At 41.2% G+C, this 26,708-nt stretch carries 23 protein-coding genes and 1 pseudogene; 11 read left to right on the forward strand and 13 right to left on the reverse strand.

All coding sequences use genetic code 11. From position 1 onward, the window contains the following. Window positions 1–61: 61 nt before the first annotated feature. A pseudogene (locus LGO15_RS24350) lies at window positions 62–250 on the reverse strand (Rdx family protein); the annotation flags it as partial. Between the two features lie 191 nt (window positions 251–441). Here LGO15_RS24350 and selD point away from each other — a divergent pair. Continuing rightward, window positions 442–1,494: a selenide, water dikinase SelD gene (gene selD, locus LGO15_RS13165; RefSeq protein WP_167830861.1), complete on the forward strand. Its 1,053-nt coding sequence runs from the start codon at window positions 442–444 to the stop codon at window positions 1,492–1,494. A gap of 31 nt (window positions 1,495–1,525) precedes the next feature. On the opposite strand, the gene LGO15_RS13170 is transcribed toward selD, so the two are convergent. Beyond that, window positions 1,526–2,470 (reverse strand): L-threonine 3-dehydrogenase, encoded by a 945-nt coding sequence (locus LGO15_RS13170; RefSeq protein WP_167830862.1) that lies wholly within the window; start codon window positions 2,468–2,470, stop codon window positions 1,526–1,528. Between the two features lie 67 nt (window positions 2,471–2,537). Further along, on the reverse strand, window positions 2,538–3,728 hold the full coding sequence (locus LGO15_RS13175) for a glycine C-acetyltransferase (protein ID WP_167830863.1): 1,191 nt from the start codon (window positions 3,726–3,728) through the stop codon (window positions 2,538–2,540). A gap of 443 nt (window positions 3,729–4,171) precedes the next feature. Here LGO15_RS13175 and arcA point away from each other — a divergent pair, with 443 nt between their 5' ends. Further along, a complete protein-coding gene (arcA, locus tag LGO15_RS13180; protein ID WP_167830864.1) occupies window positions 4,172–5,404 on the forward strand; it encodes an arginine deiminase in 1,233 nt (410 codons plus the stop codon). Window positions 5,405–5,455: 51 nt separating this feature from the next. Here the strand turns inward: arcA and LGO15_RS13185 are convergent, their stop codons facing one another. From LGO15_RS13185 to LGO15_RS13195, 3 genes are all read right to left on the reverse strand, one after another. After that, the gene (locus tag LGO15_RS13185; protein WP_167830865.1) at window positions 5,456–5,737 is read right to left on the reverse strand and encodes an AbrB/MazE/SpoVT family DNA-binding domain-containing protein; all 282 of its coding nucleotides are present in this window, start codon (window positions 5,735–5,737) and stop codon (window positions 5,456–5,458) included. Between the two features lie 182 nt (window positions 5,738–5,919). Then, window positions 5,920–6,648: a YqcI/YcgG family protein gene (locus tag LGO15_RS13190; RefSeq protein ID WP_167830866.1), complete on the reverse strand. Its 729-nt coding sequence runs from the start codon at window positions 6,646–6,648 to the stop codon at window positions 5,920–5,922. Window positions 6,649–6,833: 185 nt separating this feature from the next. Next, window positions 6,834–8,237, reverse strand: a complete 1,404-nt coding sequence (locus LGO15_RS13195; protein ID WP_167830867.1) for an LVIVD repeat-containing protein — start codon at window positions 8,235–8,237, stop codon at window positions 6,834–6,836. Between the two features lie 299 nt (window positions 8,238–8,536). Between LGO15_RS13195 and LGO15_RS13200 the strand changes: the two genes are divergently transcribed. From LGO15_RS13200 to LGO15_RS13220, 5 genes are all read left to right on the forward strand, one after another. Next, a complete protein-coding gene (locus LGO15_RS13200) occupies window positions 8,537–10,090 on the forward strand; it encodes an ABC-F family ATP-binding cassette domain-containing protein (protein WP_167830868.1) in 1,554 nt (517 codons plus the stop codon). Window positions 10,091–10,289: 199 nt separating this feature from the next. Beyond that, window positions 10,290–11,162: a putative selenate ABC transporter substrate-binding protein gene (locus LGO15_RS13205; RefSeq protein ID WP_167830869.1), complete on the forward strand. Its 873-nt coding sequence runs from the start codon at window positions 10,290–10,292 to the stop codon at window positions 11,160–11,162. Between the two features lie 9 nt (window positions 11,163–11,171). Continuing rightward, window positions 11,172–11,918, forward strand: a complete 747-nt coding sequence (locus tag LGO15_RS13210; protein WP_167830870.1) for a phosphonate ABC transporter ATP-binding protein — start codon at window positions 11,172–11,174, stop codon at window positions 11,916–11,918. Between the two features lies 1 nt (window position 11,919). Then, entirely contained in the window at window positions 11,920–12,720 is an 801-nt protein-coding gene (locus LGO15_RS13215; protein WP_226085003.1) for a PhnE/PtxC family ABC transporter permease, read from the forward strand. Further along, a complete protein-coding gene (locus LGO15_RS13220) occupies window positions 12,717–13,553 on the forward strand; it encodes a PhnE/PtxC family ABC transporter permease (protein ID WP_167830872.1) in 837 nt (278 codons plus the stop codon). The genes LGO15_RS13215 and LGO15_RS13220 overlap by 4 nt, the downstream gene beginning before the upstream one ends. Before the next feature lie 29 nt (window positions 13,554–13,582). Here LGO15_RS13220 and LGO15_RS13225 read toward each other — a convergent pair whose 3' ends face one another. Beyond that, window positions 13,583–14,005: a hypothetical protein gene (locus LGO15_RS13225; protein ID WP_167830873.1), complete on the reverse strand. Its 423-nt coding sequence runs from the start codon at window positions 14,003–14,005 to the stop codon at window positions 13,583–13,585. A gap of 174 nt (window positions 14,006–14,179) precedes the next feature. Next, window positions 14,180–14,326: a hypothetical protein gene (locus tag LGO15_RS13230; RefSeq protein WP_167830874.1), complete on the reverse strand. Its 147-nt coding sequence runs from the start codon at window positions 14,324–14,326 to the stop codon at window positions 14,180–14,182. A gap of 144 nt (window positions 14,327–14,470) precedes the next feature. Here LGO15_RS13230 and LGO15_RS13235 point away from each other — a divergent pair, with 144 nt between their 5' ends. Both LGO15_RS13235 and LGO15_RS13240 read left to right on the forward strand, forming a co-directional pair. Beyond that, complete coding sequence (locus LGO15_RS13235) at window positions 14,471–15,622, forward strand: AI-2E family transporter (RefSeq protein ID WP_226085004.1); 1,152 nt, start codon at window positions 14,471–14,473, stop codon at window positions 15,620–15,622. Between the two features lie 120 nt (window positions 15,623–15,742). Next, window positions 15,743–16,246 carry a YhcN/YlaJ family sporulation lipoprotein gene (locus LGO15_RS13240; protein WP_167830875.1) on the forward strand — a complete coding sequence of 168 codons (504 nt, stop codon included), beginning with the start codon at window positions 15,743–15,745 and terminating at the stop codon, window positions 16,244–16,246. 44 nt (window positions 16,247–16,290) lie between these two features. Here LGO15_RS13240 and LGO15_RS13245 read toward each other — a convergent pair whose 3' ends face one another. Then, window positions 16,291–16,839 carry an HD domain-containing protein gene (locus tag LGO15_RS13245; RefSeq protein ID WP_167830876.1) on the reverse strand — a complete coding sequence of 183 codons (549 nt, stop codon included), beginning with the start codon at window positions 16,837–16,839 and terminating at the stop codon, window positions 16,291–16,293. A gap of 135 nt (window positions 16,840–16,974) precedes the next feature. After that, window positions 16,975–20,430 carry a hypothetical protein gene (locus LGO15_RS13250; protein WP_167830877.1) on the reverse strand — a complete coding sequence of 1,152 codons (3,456 nt, stop codon included), beginning with the start codon at window positions 20,428–20,430 and terminating at the stop codon, window positions 16,975–16,977. A gap of 255 nt (window positions 20,431–20,685) precedes the next feature. On the opposite strand from LGO15_RS13250, the gene LGO15_RS13255 reads away from it, so the two are divergent. Beyond that, entirely contained in the window at window positions 20,686–21,051 is a 366-nt protein-coding gene (locus LGO15_RS13255) for a hypothetical protein (RefSeq protein ID WP_167830878.1), read from the forward strand. Between the two features lie 529 nt (window positions 21,052–21,580). Here the strand turns inward: LGO15_RS13255 and LGO15_RS13260 are convergent. After that, on the reverse strand, window positions 21,581–22,252 hold the full coding sequence (locus LGO15_RS13260; RefSeq protein WP_167830879.1) for a GNAT family N-acetyltransferase: 672 nt from the start codon (window positions 22,250–22,252) through the stop codon (window positions 21,581–21,583). Window positions 22,253–22,272: 20 nt separating this feature from the next. Next, entirely contained in the window at window positions 22,273–23,145 is an 873-nt protein-coding gene (locus LGO15_RS13265) for a carbon-nitrogen hydrolase family protein (protein ID WP_167830880.1), read from the reverse strand. Between the two features lie 234 nt (window positions 23,146–23,379). Between LGO15_RS13265 and LGO15_RS13270 the strand changes: the two genes are divergently transcribed. Next, on the forward strand, window positions 23,380–24,606 hold the full coding sequence (locus LGO15_RS13270) for an MFS transporter (RefSeq protein WP_167830881.1): 1,227 nt from the start codon (window positions 23,380–23,382) through the stop codon (window positions 24,604–24,606). Window positions 24,607–24,661: 55 nt separating this feature from the next. Here the strand turns inward: LGO15_RS13270 and LGO15_RS13275 are convergent, their stop codons facing one another. Further along, window positions 24,662–26,701, reverse strand: a complete 2,040-nt coding sequence (locus tag LGO15_RS13275) for a sensor domain-containing diguanylate cyclase (RefSeq protein ID WP_167830882.1) — start codon at window positions 26,699–26,701, stop codon at window positions 24,662–24,664. Window positions 26,702–26,708: the final 7 nt, after the last annotated feature.

The raw sequence follows: 26,708 nt of genomic DNA on the forward strand, positions 1-26,708 counted from the left end.
AAAGTTTTTTCAAAACGGTGAACTTAAGTGATATGAAAAAAGCCCGGCAAATTGCCAGGCATTAATTCATTGCTTCCATTTGATTGATTATTTCGTCTGTATCAGGAAAAACTCCTGTATCCAGTTTCGAGTATATTGTCTTGCCATTTATCGTGACTTCGAAAGCTCCTTTTGAAGCTGGAATCAGCTCCATCTTTTCTATTTGGCTGCGGAAATGCGTGAAAAGTTCTTCCGCGAAACTCGCGGCTTTTGGTGCATAGTTTCACATCATGCAGAATTGAACAGCTACTTGATATTTTCCCAATGAAAATCCCCCTTGTTCATCTTGCTATATGTATTTACTGTCATTTTAGTGTAAAGCCCACTCTAGTGCAAATAATAGTATCTTAAGGATGATTTTAAGAAAAAGAAAGAGTATACTTTTTTGTGGAGGTGATCAGGTTGAGTGAACATGAAAAAATCCGTTTGACTTCTTTATCAACAAAGGCTGGCTGAGGATGCAAAATCAGTCCTGAGGACTTGACGCAAGTTTTGCGTCTATTGCCAGCGCAGGAACCTGTTCCTGAATTGCTAGTTGGACACGAAACATCCGATGATGCAGGTGTCTATAAACTGACTGATGATATCGCCCTAATCCAAACGATAGATTATTTCACCCCGATTGTGGATGACCCGTATATGTTTGGGCAAATTGCGGCAGCAAATGCACTGAGTGATGTTTATGCAATGGGCGGTGAACCTAAAACAGTTCTTAATATAGTAGGATATCCTGTCAAAAAGCTTGGTCCGGATATGCTTGCTGAGATATTGAGAGGTGCCGGAGACAAGGTAAAAGAAGCAGGTGCAGTAACGATTGGCGGCCATTCCATCGATGATCAGGAACCAAAATTCGGTTTATCCGTAACAGGTTTGGCCCATCCTGGAGCCATCTGGAAAAATGTCGGTGCAGAACCGGGCGATTTGCTTGTGCTTTCAAAACCGATTGGTGTTGGCATCATGACTACAGGAATCAAGCGCAGTGCAGTCACTGCGGAGCAAGAGCAGGCGGTAACCGACACAATGGCATTATTGAATAAATCTGCGGCAGATGCGCTCAAGGAATTTACACCGCATGCTGTTACAGATGTCACTGGATTCGGGTTGCTAGGCCATGGAAGTGAAATTGCACGAGGCAGCAATGTGAGCTTTGAAATCTCACTATCGAAAGTACCTGTTTTAGATGGTACATATGATTTGGCTGCAAAAGGAGTCGTTCCTGGAGGATCAAAATCTAACCATAAGTGGCTGGAAGATGATGTTCACTATGAAGACATCTCAAATGAAGAGCAGCTAGTGCTGTGTGATGCAATCACTTCTGGCGGCCTTCTCGTTTCGCTTCCTGAAAGTGAAGCTGAAAGGTACGTGGAAGTATTGAAAAACAAAGGACTTGACCATTCGGCTATAATAGGGAAAGTCACAGAAAAGCAAGATAAGCTGATTTATGTAAAAAGGTGAAATCATTGAGATTTCACCTTTTCCATTGGTTTTATAGCTTTGTTTTCAGCTTTTCTAGCATATCAGCGGTCATGCTGGAAAGATCATACTTCGCCTTGAATCCCCACTCTTCCGCGGCTGCTGATGCATCAATGGAATTAGGCCAGCTATCTGCGATTGCTTGACGTACAGGATCAACATTATAAGAAATCTCAAAACCAGGGATATGCTTCTTGATTTCAGCTGTCAGTTCCTCAGGGTCAAAAGTCATCGCCGTTACATTGAAAGCATTCCTATGAATCAGCTTGGAAGGATCCGCTTCCATCAGATCGATAATAGCTCCGAGCGCATCTGGCATATACATCATGTCCATATAAGTACCTTTATCAATATATGAACTATATTTTCCATTTTTGATTGCTTCATAGTAGATTTCAACTGCATAATCCGTTGTGCCGCCGCCTGGAGGGGTAACATATGAAATCAATCCTGGAAATCTTACTCCCCTTGTGTCAACGCCAAAACGGTGGAAATAATAATCTGCTAGCAGTTCACCGGCAACCTTGTTGACACCATACATGGTCGTAGGACGCTGGATCGTGTCCTGTGGCGTATTGTCTTTTGGCGTATTCGGCCCGAATGCCCCGATGGAACTTGGCGTGAAAAACTGTAAATCAAGCTCTCTTGCAGTTTCAAGAGCATTCATCAAGCCTCCCATATTCAAGTTCCATGCAAATACTGGCTTCGTTTCAGCCGTGGCAGATAATAAAGCTGCCATATGCATGATCGTATCAACTTCATATTTTTTGGCCAGTTCGACCATTTTGTTGGCATCCATGACATCAAGGATCTCAAATGGGCCGTTTACGGCTGCTTCTGAATCAGTTTTCCTGATGTCTGTCGCAATAACATTATCCTGCCCATAAATATCTCGTAGTTTAACTGTTAATTCAGAACCAATCTGGCCAAGTGCTCCTGTGATCAAGATTTTCCTCATTATATGTACTCCCCTTCGGTTTTCATGAAAAAAGGAAGCCGGCTTGTCGTCAAACCGGCATATCCAATTAAATAATCTCTAGTTCCTTGCCAACTTTTTCATATATAGCAAGGGCATCATCCAGCATCCCTTTAGTGTGTGCTGCTGAAGGCATATTTCTTACGCGGCCAGTTCCGCGTGGTACGGTAGGGAATACAATCGATTTAGCGTACACTCCCTCTTCGTAAAGCCTTTTGCTGAACTGCTGTGTCTTGACTTCATCACCAATGATACATGGAGTGATCGGCGTCTCAGAATGGCCAATATCAAAACCAAGCTTTTGCAGACCATCCTTCAGATAGTTCGCGTTTTCCCATAGGCGTTCATTCAACTCTGTGCTGGCCATCAAGATTTCAATCGCTTGTATGCTGGCAGCAACATCTGCTGGTGTCAGAGAAGTCGAGAATAGGAACGGACGGCTTCTTACTTTCAGCCAATCAATCAGGTTCTGTTTCCCCGCAACATAACCCCCAACTACGCCAATAGCCTTGGAAAGAGTCCCGATTTGGAAATCAACTTTATCTGAAAGGCCGAAATGCTTAACAGTTCCAGCACCTTCACCAAGTACACCTGAACCGTGTGCATCATCGACATAGGTAATCAGGTCGAATTCCTCTGCGATTTCAACAATTTCCGGAAGCTTTGCAATGTCTCCATCCATCGAGAACACGCCGTCGGTGATTACCATGATTTTATTGTATTGTCCTGACTCCTTCGCTTCTTTCGCTTTTGCACGAAGGTCCTCCATATCAGAATGGTTGAAACGGATAATCTTTGCTCTTGATAAACGGCAGCCATCAATTATGGATGCATGGTTCAGCTCATCAGACAGGATAGCATCATTTTTATCCATAACAGCTGAAATGGCTGCCATATTACACATGAATCCGGACTGGTAGGCAATCGCGGCCTCTGTCTTTTTGAATTTCGCCAGGATTTCCTCAAGCTCAAGGTGCAGTCTGAGTGTACCGTTGATTGTACGTACTGCTCCGGCACCAACTCCATATTTTTCAATCGCTTCATCTGCAGTCTTTTTCAATCTTTCATCAGTAGCAAGCCCAAGATAGTTATTAGAGGATAGGTTGATCATGTCTTTCCCATTGATGGTTATGATTGGTCCATTAGGGCTTTCTAACGGGTCGATCACATTATATAAACCCTTCCCTTTTAAGTCCTCAAGGTTCTCGTTTAAAAATTGATCCAATGTTTTGCTAGACATCGTAAATCCCCTTTCTGCCGTCAAATTTGGCATGTCATTATAATGGATACATCTGTCTTTTTGGAGAGGACAATGAAATTGTCTCTTTTCCATGTTTAGTGTGTGTTCACAAAATATACTTTATCATATTTATTTCATTTGTACATCTATGAAGGACAGAAAACGCTTTCTTTTTTATCTGTTTATTTTCCCCTATTTTCCGGCCCAATGCATGAACTTTTTGTAAAAAGCGTGATATGCCTGAATTAACGTGAAGATATCAAGCAATAAAGACTTGAGGGGATCTTTAAAAATAGGTTTGAAAGTTTTTAATAGGGTATAGAAAAGAGAGCCATTTTGCAGGCAAGCAGACTGGCGGGGGCAGTGAAATTTTGAGTTATACATAATGATCACTTCCTCCTTATTTCATATAGAAATAGATACTGAATATGGAGGCTGCTTTTATGAAATATCCTTTGAATGTGACATCCGAAATTGGTGAGCTAAAATCAGTAGTACTTCACCGGCCAGGGAAGGAAGTTGAAAACCTGACGCCTAAATACCTGGAACGGCTTCTTTTTGATGATATCCCTTATTTACCGGCAGTGCAGAGAGAACATGATTATTTTGCGGATGTATTAAGAAACCGCGGTGTAGAGGTACTCTATCTGGAAGAATTAATGGAGGAATCATTAAAGTCCGAAGAGCTTCAACAACAGTTCCTGGATCAAGTATTGAATGAAAGTAAGAGCAACCTGAATGGCTCCCGAAAAACAGTTGAGGAGTACCTTCATTCTTTTTCAACGGATGAAATGATCCAAAAGGTCATGTCCGGTGTCCTTAAATCAGAAATCGAGCAAGAGAAAAAAGTTCATTTACATGAGTTGCTTGATGATTACTACCCCTTCTTCCTGGATCCAATGCCAAATCTTTATTTTACAAGAGACCCGGCAGCTGTGATTGGCAATGGTGTCTCTATTAACAAGATGTGTGAAGGGGCCAGAAAAAGAGAATCGTTATTTATGGACTTTATTATGAAACACCACCCGCGATTCTCTAGTCATGATATTCCCCATTGGTATGATCGCGATGAATATTATCCATTAGAAGGCGGAGATGAGTTGGTACTCAGCCCTGAAGTAGTTGCGATTGGGGTGAGTGCAAGAACGTCTGCGCAGGCAATTGAAAAATTGGCGAAACGGATATTTTCAAGAAACAGCACAATTAAAAAAGTAGTGGCTGTTGAAATCCCTAAATTAAGAGCTTACATGCATTTGGATACTGTCTTTACTATGGTGGACCATGAGAAGTTTACGATTCACCACGGTATCGAAGGACCGAATGGCCATATGAAAATCTATATCCTGGAAAAAGGCCAGGAACCCGATAAGCTTAATATAGCTGAGCGCTCTAATCTGACAGAGACACTGAAAGAAGTCCTCGGCTTGCAAGAGCTCGTATTGATTCCTTGCGGAGGCGGACATGAAATCGCAGCGGCCCGAGAGCAATGGAACGACGGCTCCAATACACTTGCAATTGCCCCAGGTGTAGTCGTCACTTATGACCGAAACTATGTTTCAAATGACTTACTGCGCAAAAATGGTGTGGAAGTCATCGAGATTCCAAGTTCCGAGCTGTCAAGAGGAAGAGGCGGCCCGCGATGCATGAGCATGCCGATTTATCGTAAGGATCTTTAACAGAAATAAAAAGGCAGTCCTCTTCATTTGAGGGCTGCCTAAAAGTGTTTTCTAGTTGGTCGCCAGATAGCTTTGGAGCTCTTTGATCAATTGCTCCGCTCCTTCTTTGCTTAAGACGATTCTTCCATTTGCAAGTGACATGTTATTGCTGCTGATTGTACCAGTTATGAGACAAGTCTGATCTGGCTGGTATTTCTTCAGGATGATCATATCCTCATCAACAAATATCTCGAGCGGATCGCTCTCACCGATACTCAGCTTTTTTCTGAGCTCCATCGGAATGACCACTCTACCCAGCTGATCCGTTTTCCTCACGATTCCTGTAGCCTTCATCTAGCATCCTTCCCTTCTGTAAAAAGTATGGGATGTGGATGACTGTTCTTTGAAAAAATTCTAGCCCAATACAATTATAGCAAAACGAGGGATTATTTTACATTCTAAATGTGTCGGAATTGGCTCTTAAAAAAGTGCCCAAAAAAGGCTAAATTCTCTATAACAGAATTTAGCCTCATGTATTATTTATGATGAAAAGGGCATTTGCCTTCTATTGGCTTGCTGTCATCTCCAATAAAATACATCTTCCATTCTCTGTGATCAGGGTCGCCATAATGACTCACATTGGGATGCTTTGGCAGATTGTCCCACTTTTCAACTCGCTCTCTTACCTTCTCACGGGACATGATCCCACCTTTTGAAGTTCCTTCAAGACCATCAAAAATTCGTCGCGGCTGGAAACCAATGACGAGACTATTTCCGAGGTCCCTCGTTTTCCTTTGTTTATAAGCCGGAGCATTCCCAAAAGCAAAGAATGGTTCCCCAGCAAACGAAAATGCCCATAAGTGATGGTCTGGATCCGTTGGATAATCAGCAGGCCACGGCTTCGTGTCTTTCTCATGTAAAAATTGAAGTACATTCCAGAAATATTCTCGGTAATACTGAATTGTTTTTTCTTCCATTTCAGGTTCAACAAATACAAATAAACCATGCCTGATAAGAGGTTTTGATTCGTCAAATAAACCTATGAACTCTTCAATGGCCCCAGGCAACTGTTCCCAATTTTCCCGGCTTATATATGAGTAGCGGAGTTCCCCTTTTTTCTCCGCAGACATTCCAAAATAACATGGGAACTCTCGATGAGTGACAACATCACGGAAATTTTTATATTCGTCTATAACCCATTCGGGTACACGATCAGGATTGACCATATCTTCCTTTGTAAATAAATAGCTATTGGCAACTCTCATTTTATACACCTCAATTAGTTAGTCAGCTAGTTATCATTTACCCACGCAATCTGATATTAAACAGTATCAACCTCTTATGCCCGAATTGCTTGCATTTTTGCACAACTTCATTAAGAATGATTGGTTTCCACGAAGCTATTAAAAAAGGTGAAAGCATGCGTCATGCATGCTTTCACCTTTTAAATTCACTCAATTCCCTGTTTATGCGGTTGAGCGGAATTATTATTCTTTTGTAAAACCTTTAACCCTGATCCAATATCAGATGCAAGAATGTAGTTTCTGTCAATGAATACTCCCCATACATCGCTTTTTTCAGGAGTGTACTGTCCAACTTGAACAGGATTTGCAGGATCAGTGATATCCACTGCATATACTCCTCCCGCATAGTGAGACAAATACAATGTGTTACCATGGACTTTAGGGTCATGAACTGTATTTGCGAATGTAATACCATCTTCAACATCATCTACTAAATCTGTTTTGAATTCACTCAGCAACTTAGGATTTGTTTTATCCTTTATATCAAATATCCTTGTGTAGCCGTAGGATTGTTCATAGCCTTCTTTCGTTGGGTTATAGACTTCCCTTGTCTCGATCAGGACATTTCCTCCTTTTGCCAGGGTAGCCGAGTGGGCGGATCCCTGCTGATCGGAACCGAAATCTGTTCGTCCAAGATATTTAGGGTTCTCCGCATTGCTGATGTCAAAAATGACTGTTCCCAAATCCCACATCGATACATAAGCATATTTTCCGGTTTCATCTATCATCGTGCTGTGATTGAATACTGGACGGGTTTTTCCGTCAGGAGAATACCAATGGTATCCGTTAAAATCGTCCGGAATTTCCTCCAACGTCCTTGGGTCGAACTCCCACAATTTCTTTGGATTTGCTGGGTCACTAACATCAACAACCTGGAAATCCTTCTCCTCACCATGGCTGTAATAGTCAGCATAAGGGTTAGCGGCAAGTACGATCGCCCGGTTGCCTTGCATGGTTAAATATAATTCGTGTGTTCCTCTCGTTTTCTTGGTTACTTCATAGAATCCCAGCTTCTTTGGTTCTGTTGGGTCGGTTACGTCATAAATCAGGAATCCCCCTTTTGACTCAGGATTTTTACTATCTAACTGCTGAACACTCACAACAGCAAGATCTCCATTAAAGGATGGAGTGTTGACGCTTTTTACAATCACTTTTTCCTGCCACGTTCCAGGGATATCATTATTGGCAAAAACAGCTACCTCTTTTGGATTGGACGGATCCTTCATATCAAACACCCTCACCCCGCCATTTCCGCCATTTTTCGTGTGAGTTCCAAGGTAAGCAAACCCTTTATGTGCATAGACATCAGCAAAGCTGTTCTGCTTTCCGTCAGCTCTTACCGTGTTCATCTCAGGAGCGGCTGCTTCATGTAAGAATTGAAGGTTTTTACTCCCTTCCATTAAAGGGACAGAAACATTGCTATACCCAGCCCTCTCTCCTTTTTCTATATTGACATCCCCAAGTTCGTCATGCGCAAAAACATTGTATGGAACTGAAGAAACCGTCAAAGCACCTGCTAGAATCAGACTAGATAACAATCGTTTTTTCATATCTTAAAACCTCCTTCTATGTATTGAATAACAATATAGCAGAGGAGAAAAAGCCGTTTCAATCAATATACAGTATATTTTGTAAATTCAGTTAATTTATACTAATCCTGTAAATTACTAGTAAGTCTATAGTAATTGCTTAGAACCCCGAAATAGGTAATTTACCACAATGTTTATAAAAACAGCTTCCATAACTTCCAGCCTAGAAAACTCTGGTGGAAATCTATAGATTTTAGTATGATTAAGAAATGTGATTGTTAAAAAATTACCTTAAAATAGATTAAAGCGAGGATTTTATCATGAGTTTATTGAACGTAGAAAATTTAAGCCACACGTTTGGTGACCGTACCCTTTTCAAGGATGTTTCCTTTCGATTGCTGGCTGAAGACCACGTAGGTCTTGTAGGTGCGAATGGTGTCGGAAAGTCGACATTGATGAATATCATTACCGGACAGTTGATCCACGATTCCGGTAAGGTTGAATGGACTCCAGGCGTGGAATACGGATATTTAGATCAGCATACCGTGCTGACCCCTGGGAAAACAATCCGCGATGCATTGCGCGATGCCTTCCTTCCGCTTTTCAAAAAAGAAGAAGAACTGAATGAAGTGACAGCAAAAATGGCGGATGCAACACCAGAAGAGCTGGAAAAGCTACTTGAACAAATGGCGGAAATACAGGATGCACTTGATGCAGGCGGATTCTATTCCCTGGATATTGAAGTCGAGGAAGCGGCACGCGGTCTTGGTCTTGATGCAATCGGAATTGACCGAGATGTTTCCGCATTGAGCGGCGGGCAACGCACGAAGGTCTTGCTTGCCAAGTTATTGTTGGAGAAACCAAAAGTATTACTTCTTGATGAGCCTACCAACTACCTTGATCTCGAGCATATCCAGTGGCTGTCCAGATACCTGAAAGATTACCCTTATGCTTTTATCCTGATTTCTCACGACACTGAATTCATGAACCAGGTTTCGAATGTCATTTTCCAGCTGGAATTTTCAAAGCTTACCCGTTATACTGCAACCTATGAAAAGTTCCTGGAATTAGCCGAGATCAATAAAAACCAGCATATTAACGCATACGAAAAGCAGAAGGAATTCATCAAGAAACAAGAAGATTTCATTGCAAAAAATAAAGCACGCTATTCGACAACAGGCCGTGCAAAAAGCCGCCAAAAGCAGCTTGACCGTATGGAGAGGATCGACAGACCTGAAACAGCTGTCAAACCTACCTTTGAATTCAAAGAATCACGGGCTAGCAGCCGCTATGTTTTTGAAGGAACTGATTTCGAAATCGGATACACTCACCCGCTTCTTCCGAAATTATCGGTTACAATTGAGCGCGGAGAAAAGATTGCGATTGTCGGAATGAACGGTGTTGGTAAATCGACATTGCTGAAGACCATGCTCGGAAAGATTCCTCCATTGAGCGGCAAGATCGAGCGCGGAGACTTCCTTTTCCCTTCCTACTTTGAACAGGAAGTGAAAGCAGGAAACATCACTCCGATTGAAGATGTATGGAGCGAGTTCCCAGGTATGGACCAGCATCAGGTCCGAGCTGCCTTAGCACGTGGCGGTCTAAAGAATGAACATATTTCACGTCCGCTGAACCAGCTTAGCGGCGGAGAGCAGGCGAAAGTCCGCCTGACAAAATTGCTTATGCACGAGAGCAACTGGCTGCTGTTTGACGAGCCTACCAACCACTTGGACATTACTGCGAAAGCGGAATTAAAGCGAGCTTTGAAAGCGTATAAAGGGACGATTGTCCTTGTCAGCCACGAACCAGATTTCTACGAAGACTGGGTAACCAAAGTCTGGAATGTAGAAGAATGGGCCGAAAACTCTAAGTAAACAAAGGAACCTGACGGGATATCCCGTCAGGTTTTTATTTTTTCCCAGTTGGGAAACACGGTTTTTGCACCAATTTTAGATGAAATACACTTACCTGCCATTATATTCATAATAAATTCAATAGAAATCTATTGAGTTATCCTCTTGTTATTGATAAATTTTATAAGGTACATAAAATTTATTTATAAAGGTGATAAAAATGAAAAAATTGATTACATTCTTAAGCTTGTTGATGATTCTTACCCTTGCAGCTTGTTCTGACAATGGTTCAGATGAAAGTCAAAAAGACAAAAAAACCGAAACCATTAAAATCGGTGCAATTCCTGACCAGAATACTGCAGATTTGAACAGGAGCATGGAAGATTTTGCGAAGGACTTAGAAAAGAAGACAGGATTGGATGTTGAGTATGTCCCTTCTGTTGATTATTCAGCGCTTGTCACTGCATTCGAACGCGGTGAAATCCAGCTAGCATGGTTTGGCGGTCTTACTGGTGTACAGGCAAGAAACTTAGTTCCTGAAGCAGAGGCATTTGCCCAAAGGCCGATTGATGAAAAGTTCAAATCTGTTTTCATTGCCCATACTGATGTTGAGATTGATGGTGTTGAAGGTCTCAAAGGAAAGTCCTTTACTTTTGGCAGTGAAAGTTCTACTTCCGGGCACCTAATGCCCCGTTATTTCATGATGGAAGCCGGTATAGACCCAGATCAAGACCTTGACGGAAAGCCTAATTACTCCGGTTCTCATGATAAGACCTATAAGCTTGTGGAATCTGGAGCATTCCAGACAGGTGCATTGAATATTTCTGTGTGGGAAGCAGCTGTAAAAGAAGGCAAAGTAGATGAATCAAAGGTTAAAGTTATTTATACAACACCTGAATACTATGATTACAACTGGACATTAAACAAAATGGACGATGAAACGAAAGCAAAATTAAAAGATGCCATTCTGTCTATGACTTCAGAGGATAATGAAATCATGGAATTATTGCAGACCGATAAATTCATAGAGACAAAGAATGAAAATTACGAAGCCATAGAAAAGGTCGCAAAGCAACTCAAGATCATCAAGTAGGTGGAATACATGCAAGAAATAATAAGTCTACATCAAATATCGAAAACCTATGAGCGGAAGATAGCCTTATCTTCCCTTTCTTTTACTGTAAAAAAGGGAGAATTGGTTGGGCTTATTGGTCCAAGCGGAGCAGGAAAAACTACTCTCCTGAACATGCTGGCAGGTATTCTATCCCCGGATAAAGGTCAAATCCTGATAGACGGCAGCCCTTTATCCGAGTTAAAGGAACCGAAAAAGAGAGCAAAAAAAATCGGCATTATTCGTCAACAATTTGACCTTGTCGGTGAGCTTCCAGTCATCCACAATGTTCTTGCTGGCAGACTGTCTGAATGGAGCATTTTCAAATCAATAGTTTCCCTGCTGATCCCTCAGGATAAGGACTATGCCATCCAGGCCCTGAATCGCGTGGGATTGACAGAGAAATTATATGAAAAAACGTCTTTCCTTTCAGGCGGAGAGCAACAACGGGTTGCGCTTGCCAGGCTCCTTGTCCAAAGTCCTGAAATTGTTTTAGCTGATGAACCGGTTGCTTCGCTGGATCCTGCACGTGCGGAAGATGTGCTTGAATTATTGGTTAAGATCGCTTTTGAGGAAAACCAAACACTGATTGCAAGCCTTCATTCTGTCGAATATGCCAGGAAATATTTCGATAGATTGATAGCACTTAAAGATGGTGAACTCTTTTTTGACCTCCCCGCTTCATCCGTCACTGATGACCATATCAAAAGCCTTTACAAACTAAAGGAGATGCCTTGATATGGATAAAAGATGGTTGAGCTTTGAGCTGCATAAAAGAAAAATTCTATCAATGATCCTGTTGCTGGCATTTTTCATAAGTTTATTTTCTGTAGAATGGGATAATGACTTGATTCATAGCAAGGGGTTTGATACAGCAAAGCAGATTGCTGCAGCTTTCTTCACCCCCGATTTGACAGGTGACATAATACTTCTGGCCCTGGAGTCAAGTTGGACCACTCTTTCCTACGCTGTTGCTGGTATGAGTCTGGCAGTTGTCATAGCCTTTTTCTTTGGTGTTCCGGCCTCGGGTATTATAGTAGCGGAGGGAAAAGCTAAACGTTATATCCGAAGTTTTTTCAGAAAGCAGCTCGGCTTCATGAGGGCCATTCATGAACTTGTATGGGCATGGTTATTCGTCGCATCGATTGGTCTCTCTCCTTTTGCGGCAATCTTCGCATTGGCTATCCCCTATGGAGGAATCCTCGGCAGGATTTTTGCGGACATGCTTGAAGATGTTTCCCAAGAACCAATCAAAGCATTAGAAGCAGCAGGCGCAACCAAACTTCAGACTTTATGGTATGGATACTTGCCCATGGTCAGAGCGAACATCACCAGCTATGCAATGTACAGGTTTGAATGTGGTGTTCGTTCATCTGCCATTATGAGTTTTGTGGGCATTGGTGGTCTCGGATACCAAATCCAGCTGAGTCTTGATGATCTTCATTATAATGAAGTTTGGACTTTTGTGTTCTTTTTAATTCTGCTAGTCATCATCATTGACTGGTGGAGCAATCAATTAAGAAAGAGGCTGGTCCAATGAAGAAACGGAGAGTTAGCTTTATAAGGGGCTCTGTTTATGCTTTGTTGTTGTTGGCAGTTGGATCCTGGACTTCTATATTCATGCTTGAAAAGGCAAGCTTGTCTTCTCTTTTCTCAGAACAAAATATGTATTATGCAGGCAAGTTCTTTAAAGGGCTTTTTGGAATTGGAGAAGAAAATCCGGCCTTTTTGAATGGTGAAAGCTGGAAAAATGCTTTGGGCCTTACAATCGAAACTTTGGTCATGAGCATTATGGCAACGGGGTTATCAACAATTGCCGCGCTTCTGACTGTTATACCTGCAGCACGGAACGTTGCCGACGGGTCCCTGACTCTTGTGAAAAAATGGCATGCGTGGCTCTCATTCGGTGCAATTCGAGGAGGCTATATTTTTTCACGTGCTGTCCCGGAGCTTGTTTGGGCAATGATCATTATCTTTATCTTCAAACCCGGTCTATTGCCCGGAGCAATCGCACTTGCTCTTCATAATTTCGGGATACTTGGCAAACTTTTTGCCGAGGTCATTGAGGATTTAGACTCCAGACCTGTACGGAATCTTTCATCCAGCGGCGCAGGCCGTCTGCAGCTATTATTGTATGGTGTATTGCCTGCAGTTCTGCCACGGTTCTTGACGTATATACTGTACCGTTGGGAGGTCATCATGCGGACGACGATTGTCGTTGGTTTTGTTGGCGCTGGAGGACTTGGACAGCAATTCAAGCTGAGCATGAGTTTTTTCCATTACACTGATATAACCCTTTTGCTGTTTTTCTATTTAATCCTGGTATTTACAGCTGACTTCATTTCAGAAAAAGCAAGATTGTTCATAAAATAAATCCGGCCCAGGTGAGCCGGATTTTTCATTTACAAAATATCGATTTTGTCCAATCCGTTTTCCAGGAAGTATTTTTCGTAACGTGCTTTCAGCTGGAAAAGTCGATTGATTTTCTGCTCTATCGTAGCATTGATGTCTATCTCGCGCTTCAAATCAATTGTGGCGAGCTTATGGGTAAGCTGATCCCAAAAGACATCTTCCTCGTATTCATCGATGATGGCTTCAACTGTGTCTTTAAGATCTTCAGAGAGATAATAATACTCTTCCTCCTTGTCGTAGTAAACCCCGTCATCCGCTTCAAAATCCCTCGCAAGCGAAAAAATATATTGTTCAAGATCTTCTGCTTTACTCACCAGCTCCTGATTTGCTTCGGTCAGTCCAAGCGGCCAATTTCCAAGCTGCATTAATTTCACAAGAGTCAAATACTGTTCCTTTGAAAGGTCAATTCTCATTTATAACCCTCCTTTTCATTTGCTTGTTTATATATATGAAGGAAAGATGCCTGTCTTTCCTAGAGATTGCTGAATTTGTTATCCAGGGTTTTTTCATCTTAACTAAAAGAAATCCATCCAATTGAATAAAAACGGCAAGCCACTGATATAGGGCTTGCCGGAATCTATCTAGACTTAGTTGCTAATATTGATTGCCTCACCTAATAGTTGAATATCTTTATAAATCTCATTCTTCAGTTCCTTATCCTCGCATTGTGCGTACTCATCGAATAAACGGCCAAGTTCTTTGATAAATAATAGATGTTCTTCGACTGCAACCATACAGAGACCCCTTTACACAGAAGATGACCAGTGGCTTATGCTTCGATTCTATTTCTGTTGACCAGAATATTTACCCGTTAAAAAATAATTAAAACTATCAATTACTACATGTTATGAGATCACTGTCCACTATATGACAACCATTTGTTTAATGGCCTGCCCTTTAAGGTAAATAATCAGAAAGAGACAAAATTTTCAGGGGGTAAAGACATGTGGATTCAACGACCTTTTTTTAAATATGCAACAGGAACCATCCTTTTGCTTCTTATCATCTTCCTCTTTGGTAAGATAGATTACTTCCTTTGGCCGCTGCAAAATTTTATCATCGCCATTTTCTTTCCTGTCCTGATTTCAGGTCTTATCTATTATATATTACGAAAGCCCGTTCAATGGTTAAGTAAATTCATGCCTAAACTTGCAAGTATTTTGATTGTATTTACCTTAGTAGCTGGATTATTCACAGGATTCATTTATTTTGCCGGTTCCCTATTAGGAGGGCAAATCAGTGATTTAACGGAAAATTTCCCTCAAAAAGTAGATAAAATTACCGAAGAATCGAAAGATGTCATCAATGATAATCAGCTTGGAATTATAAATGCTGATGAAATTAAGCAAAGGGCTTTAAACTATCTAAGCAAGCTTTCACAAAACTTAGGTGAAAATATTATGACCGTATTTTCGGTCATAACAAGTATCGCCACTGTTTTGGTTGTAGTTCCCTTTCTTGCATTTTTCTTTTTAAAAGACGATGAAAAATTAAGACCTTATATGATGAAACTAATTCCTTCAGAGCATGTGCAGGAAGGTAACAAAATCTTAAAAGATATAGATAAGACACTATTCACCTATGTAACGGGCCAGTTCATCATTGCGGTGGTTGATGGAACGCTTATGTATATTGGTTATAAAATCATTGGGCTTGAATATGCGTTGATCTTGGGGATATTTACAATGTTTTTTACAGTAGTTCCATTTCTGGGTCCAATTATAGGCGTGATACCCGCATTATTCGTTGCCCTTACAAACAGTCCCTTGATGATGTTAAAAGTACTCGTTGTCCTTTTGGTTGTACAGCAGCTTGAAGGGAACCTTGTCACCCCTCAAGTGATGGGAAAGAAACTCAGTATCCACCCTATAACTGTCATCTTACTTTTAATTGCAGCTGGCTCCTTATATGGATTCGTGGGAATCCTCATTGCCATTCCACTTTATTCTGTGGTGAAAATTATCATTAAGGATGTGTGGAAGTTTTATAAATTAAGAGAAAAAAGGGATTCTGTTAGTCCATATACTTAAGATCATCACAAAAGGCCAGCCTCAAAGCTGGCCTTTTATTTGTCTATTTTATATAAATTGAATAAAAATTCGTTAGATTGGGCAATATATTCCAGATTTTAAAAATAGGAGGATTTGCCAATGAAACGAATCAGCATACAGCTGCTCATTCTGATAATGACCATCCTATTGTTCACTGGGTGCAATACATATACGGATGAGGGCACAGAAACTTACCGGATAAATAACAACCAAGCACAAATCCAGAATATCAATCAGGAGTACAACTCTACTTCATATAACCAAACATACAGAATGCATGTGGATCAAAATGCTGAGGAACAAGTGGAAATGCTTAAAGAAGTCCAAAACGCTACGGTCATAACAGTCCAGCGAAAAGCATATGTGGCTGTAGTTCTTGAAAACGGCAACACAGATGGAGTTCCAGGTGAATTGCAGAACAAAATATCTCAACAAATTAAAGCGAACGATGAGTCTATTGCTGACGTGTATGTCTCCTCCAATGCGGACTTTTTTGTCAGCATGACAGACTATAGGGATCAGCTTTTGAGCAGAAGGCCAATCGTGGGGCTTACTGAAGAATTCAATTCTACGATAAAAAGAGTTTTTCCGGAAAATCATTAATATAACAAACAAAGGGCATCGAATGGATGCCCTTTATTGTTTTTTTACGATGGTAATTGCGTATCTCCCCCGCTCTCACCGTTGATTAGCACTTCATCAATCATTCGATCTAACCTTATCAAGCTTTGCTTTGCACGCTCATGCTCTATTTTTCTGTAATGATGGTTACCTCCTTCTTCTTCATCTTTTTCATCTGCCCATTTCACTACCTGCTGAAGCGGAGTACGTACAATGTCATTTGTCGGTAAAAAGGAGTCTGTATGGAAAAGGATTGCAAGTGAAGTGGCTTTCGCCTGTACGGGGTTTTCACCCAAACGGATCAGGAGTTTATGCGCCCTTTCTGCTCCTTTGATCGGGTGGATATCATTCTTCCGATATAGCTCGTAATCCCATTTTCCATTCCTGTACCATGTGAAATGGCCGATATCATGCAGGAAACCGGCTTTCGCTGCAATATCAACGTCTACATTATGCTCTCTGGCAAGATGGAAGGCGTGATAAGCGACAGCTATAGCATGGGCCATGCCGGATCGCTTCAAGTATTTCTGGGCAATATGGTGTTCGAATATGTCTAAAAGAGTTACATCCCTCATTTCACAACCTCCTTAGCTGATGAGACACCTTTATTTTTTAGAATGTTAACAGAAATATATAAAAAATGCACATTTTAGATCTCTAAAAAAATAAAGCTGGCAAAGGATACTCAACTCTCCCTTTGCCAGCTTCATTCAGTTCCAGCTTTTTAATTTCACGAGCAGACGCTCTTTTAATTTTACGAGATAGGTCTTCTCTCCCTTGGCTCCTTTTTGTTTATGCCATTCGTTGAAGCTAGCAATAGTGATCAGTACGGAACCAGTGATTAACAGGTATCCCCACCAAGGTAAGTTTCCCCAGAACGGTCGTGTTTGCAGGATAACGTTCAGAAGCAATACTCCCGAACCAACAAAGAAATACGATTTTATCCTTAGCCACATTCCGGCCAGCATTGAAATCAGTGACAGCGTTCCAAGAATCAAGGCATCATAAACGGTATTGCTCTCGAGGCCGTCCTGGATCAACAAAAGCGAGACGATTACCAGTACTGCCCATTGGATATAGCTAGTGATTTGTTTATTTTCCCCTTTAAAAATAAGGCGTGCAAAGATGCTTAAAGCAACAAACGGAAGAACATAGATTTCCCGTTCCAGAATGGCTGGTATTTCAAATTGCTCTAGAGCTGTGTAATAAGGAACCAAAAGGTATGCACCCGCTGTAAATTGAATTACCCTGACTCCTATACCATGAACCCTGTTCCTCTGCAGCCATAATCCTGCAGATAAAAGAAGGCCGTGGATAATGAGAGCCCAGAAGGTTTCGCTATTCAAAAAAGCGACCGAAACAATGAACAGGAAACCCACTATTGAATAAGCATCCAGGCTTTTCAGTCCAATAGGGACACCTTTTTCCCAAAGGTTCTGAAACATTTTTCTTCCTGAAAGAATAAGCAATATACCGAATCCAGCAAGAATCGCTATATCCCAAAATACTTCTTGACGGGCTTGGAAGATCATCTGGACCGTACCGTAATAAACCATCATCAAAGGAGCGATCGCAACTAATTCCCATTTCACTTTATGAAGCAAAACCAATATTGCCGCTGCGTAGCCAATCGTTATTCCATACAGCAGCCAACTGTATGGATATGCTGCGAGGAAGCTTGCTACCCCTAACAGTGAAATCGGCACAAGATAGTACAGTGTTCTCTGTTTGTAGTCAGCAGAGGACAGTTTCCAAAATACAGTCAGCAGGGTGCTTGTCAGCAAAAATCCATAGTGACCTGATTCAGTTTTTGAAAAATAACCGACACCAGTATGAATCGCTAAAAACAATGAGGTGAACGCTGCGTACAGGAATGCTTTCACCTTCCATTCCTTTTTTACAAAAGGAATACTCGCTGCATAAATCCCTGCTGATATCAAATAGCTTATAATTGCTTCTTCACCGTAAATGATAAAGGCGACTGCCATAATAGGAGCGAGATAGACATGTGCAATCCATGAATGCGCAACTGCAAGCTCTTTTCTTTTTTGAAAAAGCAAAGCCGCCGCTCCCAACAATAACCAGCCCCCACCAGGAATGATCAGTGCCTCGGAAAATGTGCTGAAGTCGTACAACATCTCATCAATAGAATTGAAAGTGATCAAGTACCATGCGAGGCTGACCAATGCCGAGAGAAATGCCACCACGGTTTCTTTTGTCACTTTATAAAGCAGAAGAGACATCAGGATTCCGCCAAACCAAATAACAGATTCTCCGTAAAGATTCGAAATAGGAAACGTGAAGGTGTAGAACAAGCTTACTGCATAAAAACCATGCCCACAGAAAAAGGCATTTTTTGACAATTTGGCTTCCTGGATTCTACCAAGACCGAAACTGACAGCCAACAAAAGGACACCCGCAAGCGCAAAATTCCCCGGCAATCCTATAGCATCGTGATAGAAGCTGGAATTCAACCTTATTTCTTCCCCGATTGCAGTTGCAGATAAACCGAGTGAAATTGGCGCTGCCCATTGAGCCATCAACGGCAAAATTGCCCGGGTGTCGATGTTTTTCATGACATAAAAAGCAAAGCTAGTCAGAAAATACATCATTCCCAGCTCCCACCAAAGTGACTGAAAAAAAGCAATAAGAATCATTGAAAGCATGATGACGATCCCGACGTCACGTGAGCTAGTATTGATTACATGAAGAGATCTCAGCTTGAGCGGCCAGCCTAAAAGCATGAATAAGGCAAAACCAATGAAATAAATTGGCAATGAAAGATGTTCGATGCTAATCCATTTCCACGTCTGCAAAACCGCTTCAAACATAGCTGCCGCAATAAATATCGGACTTAAATAGTTGAAAATCATATTTTCATTGGCATTCGCAAGATAAATGAAGTTAGCCGAAATTATCAGGTAAGCAGCCACCAGAATATAGGATGGATTTTCTGAATGAATCATCATCGCTTCTGCTGTGATGAATAGAAAAGCAAGACCCGATACGACTGCACTAGTAATCTGGAACGCTCTTTTCAAAGCATATTTATCTTCGATGAACCTGGGAATGAACAGGAACACAAACCCAAGGAGTGCATAACCAATGAGGCTTCCCTCAGCAAATTCCCAGGTTTCAAGAATTTGATAAGCACCATAAACAAACATGGCACTGAAAACAAAATGATACTCTTTATGGCCATTAACGAAGATCATCGATAGATATAGGATGGCAGTCAAAATCAAGTTGAAGCCATTGAATACATCATTCTCATAAAAGAAAAGCATCAATAATGTGGACAGGACCAGGTTGGCCTGAGCGTATAGCGCAAGTTCGGCCGTGAAGAGAGACAAAACATCTTTCTTTTTCAGCTGATGATAAGCTGCAAGCAAAAGAGTGTTAAACACAACCAGTCCAAGGTAAAAACCATCTGTTTGCAAGCCAATCGCTTTCAACAGATAGGCTGCTGTAATTGATACAGTAATGAACGAAAACCATACGAACACCCTTGAAGACAGCTTATTAGCGAGAAAACCATATATAGGGATCAAAACAGAACTGCTTATTGCCCCTAATATGAATCGGCCTTCTCCATAAAACGATAAGTAAGAACCCAGCAATTCAAACCACCCAAGCGATAAGGTGAAGATCGGAAGGAATAAGCTGCCAAGGATCACAAATGCAAAGGCTGTCTTATCAATTTTTAGAACCTTGTAACTCATATAGGCAATTCCGTAAAATAAACCCGAAACAAGCGCGATGGACCCAGCTTTCATGAAAGGAGTCATCGTTTCCCAGTTGCTTGTCGCAACAAACAACCCGCCAATCAAAAGCATGATGACTCCAAGACTCAGCGACCAGGAAATGTTTCGTTCACGGATCTCTTCTGCTGATTTCTTTGGCCTGACAATAGGCTGATTTTTTCGATTCACCTTCATTGGTATGCTGGCTGCAGGCTGGTCATCAGAGGCAACAGAATCATTCTTCTTCGTTCTTGCTGCCAACTCTTTCTCCTGCCGTTCCTTTGCCATCAAATCCAAAAAGTATTCATTATGTGCTTCTGATACATTTTTGTATTCCTCTCCAGTAACATAACCTAGTTCTTTTAAATGATAGAGCTCATTACGAAAAATCCTGCGCCTTTCTTCTTTAGGAGTATGTTCCATTTTTATCCCCCAATCCCTCTTTAATCCAAAATGGTTCGTTTAGTGTAATTTTACACCTTTAATTAAAAAATTCAACATTCATTTGTAAAAAAACAAAAGTGTTTTTTCGACAATATTCTATTCCAACATTGCCTATACACATTTATAATAGGTAAAGTGCGCTCTCAAACTGTATTTCAAGGACCCATATCGCCTTATCAATTACAGGTAAAAACATTGGAGTATGCAAATAATAGAGATTAAGAGGTAAATAAGATGGCTGATTTTTTATGGATTATATATTTGGGGTTTTTAGGCACGACAGCTATTTGGTTTTTATTGAAGGGAAAATATAAAAACAAGATCACCAGGACAGATTTTGTCATTTCAATCATCACATGGTTTGGATTATTTGGTTATGTAACGGAGACACCAATGCTGATCCCTCTAGTCTGGAAAATCGTTTTTGTATTTGGTCTTCTTTGGGATGTCATTTTTACCGTATTCTTTGCGGACCGTTTTGCAGCCGATTTTGGATTCGATGAAGATGAAGAAGAAGAACCGATGCCCCTTGCAGCTAGGCTAAGTGGATTGATCTTTGTTGTTCCCCTTTACTATGGAATTTTTCATTATGCATTTTAAACGGCTTAGGCCGTTTTTTTGTTACCCAAGATGAACTATATTACGATAATGATGTTATTTTTTAATATAATATCGTACGAAAAACATGTTTATAAGGGCGGTTTTTCAGTTTTCTCCCTGCCGAATTAGTACCTGGTACTATCACCGGATTTGATTGTCTTTACCAGAAAGACAGTATTATCTTTGCAATAAAAAGCTGTCTGCATTCCTTGCTGACTTCGCCTTTGTATGATGACATATAAGCGGATGATTTCCGGCTATTGTATAAGGATCTCATTTTACACGCAGGAATAAACGGAGCTATTCCGGTTAACTGAAATAAATAAAACAATATCCCACGATTCGATTCATTTAAACGGAAAAAAGACCCTTATTTTTACGAAAATAAGGGTCTTTTCCAATTTAATCGGAATTTTTCCGTCTATTTTTTTTACAGAACCTAATGAAACCGAGATAAAACCTGTTTAGGTTCTACATTTGTAACAAGAACGCGACCGTCACTTTTGCTGAATTGACGTTTGTGCTCAGGTTATAAAGGCAATAAAGTCACGGTTTCTCTATTTTTTAGCTGATCAATCATATTACTCCACTGCTCAGGTTTCTTAGCGAGAACGGAATAATAAGTAGTGAGAAAATCTGAGATTAACGCTGCCGGCAGTTCATGAGTAATCTCATCTGTCGGCATGAAGCATAGATCAAGTCCCTCTACAGCTTCTCCGTCATTCTCCCATGATGGGTGCACATACTCCATATCAAGTCGCTTATAGCCGAGATGGGATAAGACTTCACGTCTCACAAACGGATCCATCGTTTTTACGCCGCCAAAATCATGGTCTGCCTTTCGGTATGGGTCATAAATCTCTGCAAACATACCGAACAGCTCCACACCTTTTTCACCAGCGAGGTTTTGCAAGTCTTCCATCCTTTTATTTGCAAGGAATCTTCCAAGACTGAGTCCCGGTTTCCCAACAATCGTGAAATCCGTCATGGCTATATTCCAGTCTGGATAGTATCGATATTCGGTAACTCCTACAACCTCTCCCTCATGTACAGCAACGAATACTCTGATGCCCGGATCCTCGAGAGGTTCTTTCCATAAATCAAACTCAAGTACCTCTTCAGGCGGAAAGACTTCTTTCATTAAATTATGGAGCTTTGCAAAATGCGGATCTTCAATACTGTTAACACGAATATATTCCATGAACCATGCTCCTTATCAGATTAGATTTTTTCTGTTTGTTCCCAGTCCGGATAAAGGTCCGTGCGGCGGTCACGCCAAGTAGTGACAGAACCTCGCTCGCGCACCTCGTATAGTAGTTCTAAGTCAAGGTCAGCAGTAACGATCATGTCATCATTAAGTTCTCCTTCAACCTGGAGGCCTTTTGGCGGGAACGGAATATCATTAGGCGTAATCACTGCCGCCTGGCCAAAATTGGCGCGCATAAAGTCTACAGTTGGCAATGCGCCAACCGTTCCTGTCAAAACAACGTAGACCTGGTTTTCAATAGCTCGAGCATGGCTTGTATAGCGGACGCGATGGAAACCATGGCGGTCATCTGTACAGGAAGGTACGAAAATGACATCTGCACCTTTAGCTTTAGCCATTCTTACGATTTCAGGAAACTCAATGTCATAGCAAGTTAGCAGCGCGATGCGACCCTTGTCTGTATCAAATACCCTGAAATCCTCACCCGCACTCATATTCCACTCATTAACCTCGGTTGGCGTGATATGAAGCTTCGCCTGCTCAACGATTCTGCCATCCGGGTAAAACATGTGCGCCACATTATAGAGCTTTCCTTCTCGAGCGATGACATGAGTACCGCCAATGATGTGCATGCCTGTTTCCAATGCGAAACCCTGGAACAGGTTTAAATATTGTTCAGTAAAACCGGGGAGTTCATTGATGGTAAGCCTCGTACCCTGGTCACTTCCGATTGATAATAATTGAGTAGTAAAGAACTCAGGAAATAAAACGAATTCTGAACCATACTCCTGTGCTGTTTTTACATAATGCTCACACTGCTGAGCAAACTCTTCGAACGACCTGATCGTGTGAAGATGGTACTGGACTGCGGAAACTCTCATTTTCATCAATCATTCCCCCTGTATCTATAAAAATAACATTTCGACTTCAAAATTTCAGAAATACGAAAATCATTATATAGCATTTTACTTTTTATGAATACATTTTTCCATAAAAATAGGCAAGAAATTCATCATCCGTTTGAACCCTTTCCCAGCCAGCGAAAAAAATAGTTCCTTTTACAATTAGATTAGATTATAATCTAATTAGATTAATATATAATTAGACTGTTGGAGGACACTATGTTCAAAACATTTAAACTGGAGAAATCCTACCGGAAGCTATTCTTCGCTGGCATCATTAATGGAATTGGGGATCGGTTCAGCCAGGTGGCGCTGCTGGCACTCATCCTGCAAATGACTGGTTCTGGACTCTCTGTCGGAATCACAATGGCTCTCAGGATGATCCCCTTTTTATTCTTTAGCCCTTTGAGCAGCAGCCTCGGAATGAAATTCGGAAGAAAAACAGTCATGATCATTACCGACTTAGCCAGAGCGGTTATAGCATTGTCTTTTCTAGCGGTCGATCATCCTGATGATATGTGGATTGTCTATGCTGCCTCCTTCCTGCTGGCGTCTGGAGAAGCCATCTACGCACCGATCAGAAAATCAAGCATTCCTGCCATGGTTTCGTCGAAATCACTAAAAGATATAAATGGCTGGGAACAAGTATTAATAGGATTTGTATTAGTAATTGGAGCATTTAGCGGAGGGGTTGTTTCCTATTTCCTGGGAGCGAAAACAGCATTTATGCTTAATATTGTATCCTTCCTTGCCGCCGGCTGGATTTTATCGACACTGCCTTCTCTTGAGCCAAAGAAAGAAAATGACTTGATCCTTAAACCAAATCATGAAAAGTATAGTGAGCTGCTGCCCGTTATTGCGGCTTCATCGTTCCTGTTATTGTTAATGATGTTCGAGCTTATCATCCCGCTGATTAATGGGATTGAGAATGTGTTAATAAGCGTGTATGCCGTCGAGACGTTTGAAAAAGCTGATCTGGGAGTGGGGATCTTTTACAGTGTACTAGGCGTGGGATTGATTATCAGCCCTTTATTAACAAGGATGATCCAAAATAGGTTTCTATTATTTTCTTTTGTATGTATCATTGGCGAAGGATTGATCTTGACGACGATAAGCCAGACAAAGTCTTTTTGGCTGGCAGCTGCATTGTTTGGCTTGACCGCAGTTTTCAGCGGAGTCGGCAACACACTTCTCGACACGGTGGCAATGGATACTGTTCCTTCAAAATGGCACGGAATGTACTTCGGTATCACCAGTATGCTGTCCAATACTTTCATCGGGTTCTCCATGTTCTTTACAGGCTTAGCGCTGGAATGGTTCAGTCCAAGATTGGTGGGTATGTTCGGCGGAATCATGTATATTGCTTTCGGGATCTTATTCTTAATATGGTCTATAAAATATAGTGTTGACCAGGAGAAAGTAAAATTAATGGAAAAAGCAATGTGAAGAACAAAAAGCTCCATCGATCTACAGTCGATGGAGCCCCAAAATTAGCTTAGATCTAATTATTATTCGCACTTTCACATACTTCAATACGATTCCGGCCGTTTTGCTTAGCTTTGTAGAGCGCCCGGTCGGCGAATTCAAGAATCTGCTTAGGGTCATTCTGATGTATAGGAGTGACGCACGCAATCCCGACACTGATTGTAACACTACTGCTGACTTTGGAGTTTAGGTGTTCAATGTTCATCTTCTGGATGATTGAACGGAATTCGTCTGCTAGTTGAGATGCTTTTGGTGCCTCCGTATTCGGAAGAACTACCGCAAATTCTTCACCCCCATATCTCGCAGCAAAATACCCTTTTTCATGGAAAAATCGTTCGAGCTCACGGGCAAACGATTTCAAGCAGTTATCGCCTTGGATATGCCCATACGTATCATTGTAATTTTTAAAATAATCAATATCTAAAAGAAGCAGGGATAATGCGGTTTTCTGCTTGCAAGCAAAAGACCATTCAGTAATAAGGAATTCGTCAAAGGCGCGGCGGTTATATATTTCAGTCAATCCATCAAGAGACGATAGCTTCTTCAGGAGAGAATTGCTTTCTCTTAATTGATTTTCAATAGTCCTCCTTGCTGTCACGTCTCTTGTGGCGAACATCATGCCTGAAGACTTGCCTGACTTGTCCTTTACCGGTCTTGCAGTAGTCTCAACCCATATATAACTGCCATTTTTATGAAGCATCCTGTAACTGGATGTTACGATGCCACTTAATTCATTAGGGTTTCCGTATTGCTCAAGCAGTTGCTGACCATCTTCTGGATGGATTTTCCCGTAAAGATTTGTTCCAATCAATTCATCGTTTTTATAGCCCAGAATCCTCTTGCTTGAGGGAGATATATAAATGATCTTTCCTTCACGTGAAAGCCTTCCGATCATATCAGATGAATTTTCAGCAATGAAGCGATACTGTTCTTCACTTTCCCGAAGAGCTCTTTCCATACTTTTACGCTTAGTGATTTCCTTTATAACAGTCAATACAGCTTTTTCTCCCTGGTAGGTAATTATGGAAGATGATACTTCAATATCAATATATGAGTCTTCCTTTTTAAACCGATCCTCAAAACTGATCACTGTCTTATCATTAAAATCCAGTCTGGAAACCAGATTCGGATGGTTGATGAAAATAGACCGAACAGGTTTGCCGATTAACTCTTTCAAGTTGGACCCAAATAAGGCTTCAGTGTGCGGGTTAGCGTAAACTATTTGATCATATTGAGTCAGAATAATCGCATTAGGCGAAAGTTCTACAAGTGTCCTGTATTGTTCCTCGCGTTCTTTGAGCTGCTGGGAAAGCTTTTCCACTTCGGAAAGGTCAGTATAGACAGCGAGGTAATTTACCAGTTCTCGTTCTTCATTCAAGATTGAGAAGATGTTCACCTTCATTAAATAATGGCTGCCATCTTTTCGTTTATTCCATAACTCTCCTTCCCAACATCCTCTTGTCAAAATAGAGTCCCACATTCTCTTATAAAAAATCGGTGTATAGCTGTGCGACTTCCATAACCTCGGGTTTTTACCAATCACACTTTCCTTAAGATAGCCTGTCAATCGAGTGAATGATTCACTGACAGCCCGTATCTTGCCTTCTGGTGTGGTGATGACAATGCCTTTGTTTGCACTTAGTATAAGTGAACCTGCCTCTTCCGAGTAATCTTGATCAATGGAACTGGGTGTTATAAAGCGAAGATAGGATCTAATAGCTGGTTCCCCATTAAACATCACACATTCAGAATCGACCTGGAGGTCCATTGGAATTCCGTTTATTAAGAAACTCATTATTATACCATCCAGAATTGTTCCTTCTTCTATTGCTGCGATTCTGGCAGTGATTGTTCCTTGCCTAGTATCAGCTAAAAAGGAAAATATCGATTTACCTATTAATTCACCTGGAGACTTGTATCCGAGCAACTGGGTGCCGCCTTCATCTATGGAAAGAATCACGGAGTTTTTATGTATACACACAAAATAGGGTGATTGATTATTGACAGCTACTGCATCTGCGATATTAGACCCTGTCGTGCTTTCCTTTACCTTCATTTAACTT

This window comes from Mesobacillus sp. S13, from assembly GCF_020422885.1.
GTDB classification, from domain to species: Bacteria; Bacillota; Bacilli; order Bacillales; family Cytobacillaceae; genus Mesobacillus; species Mesobacillus selenatarsenatis_A.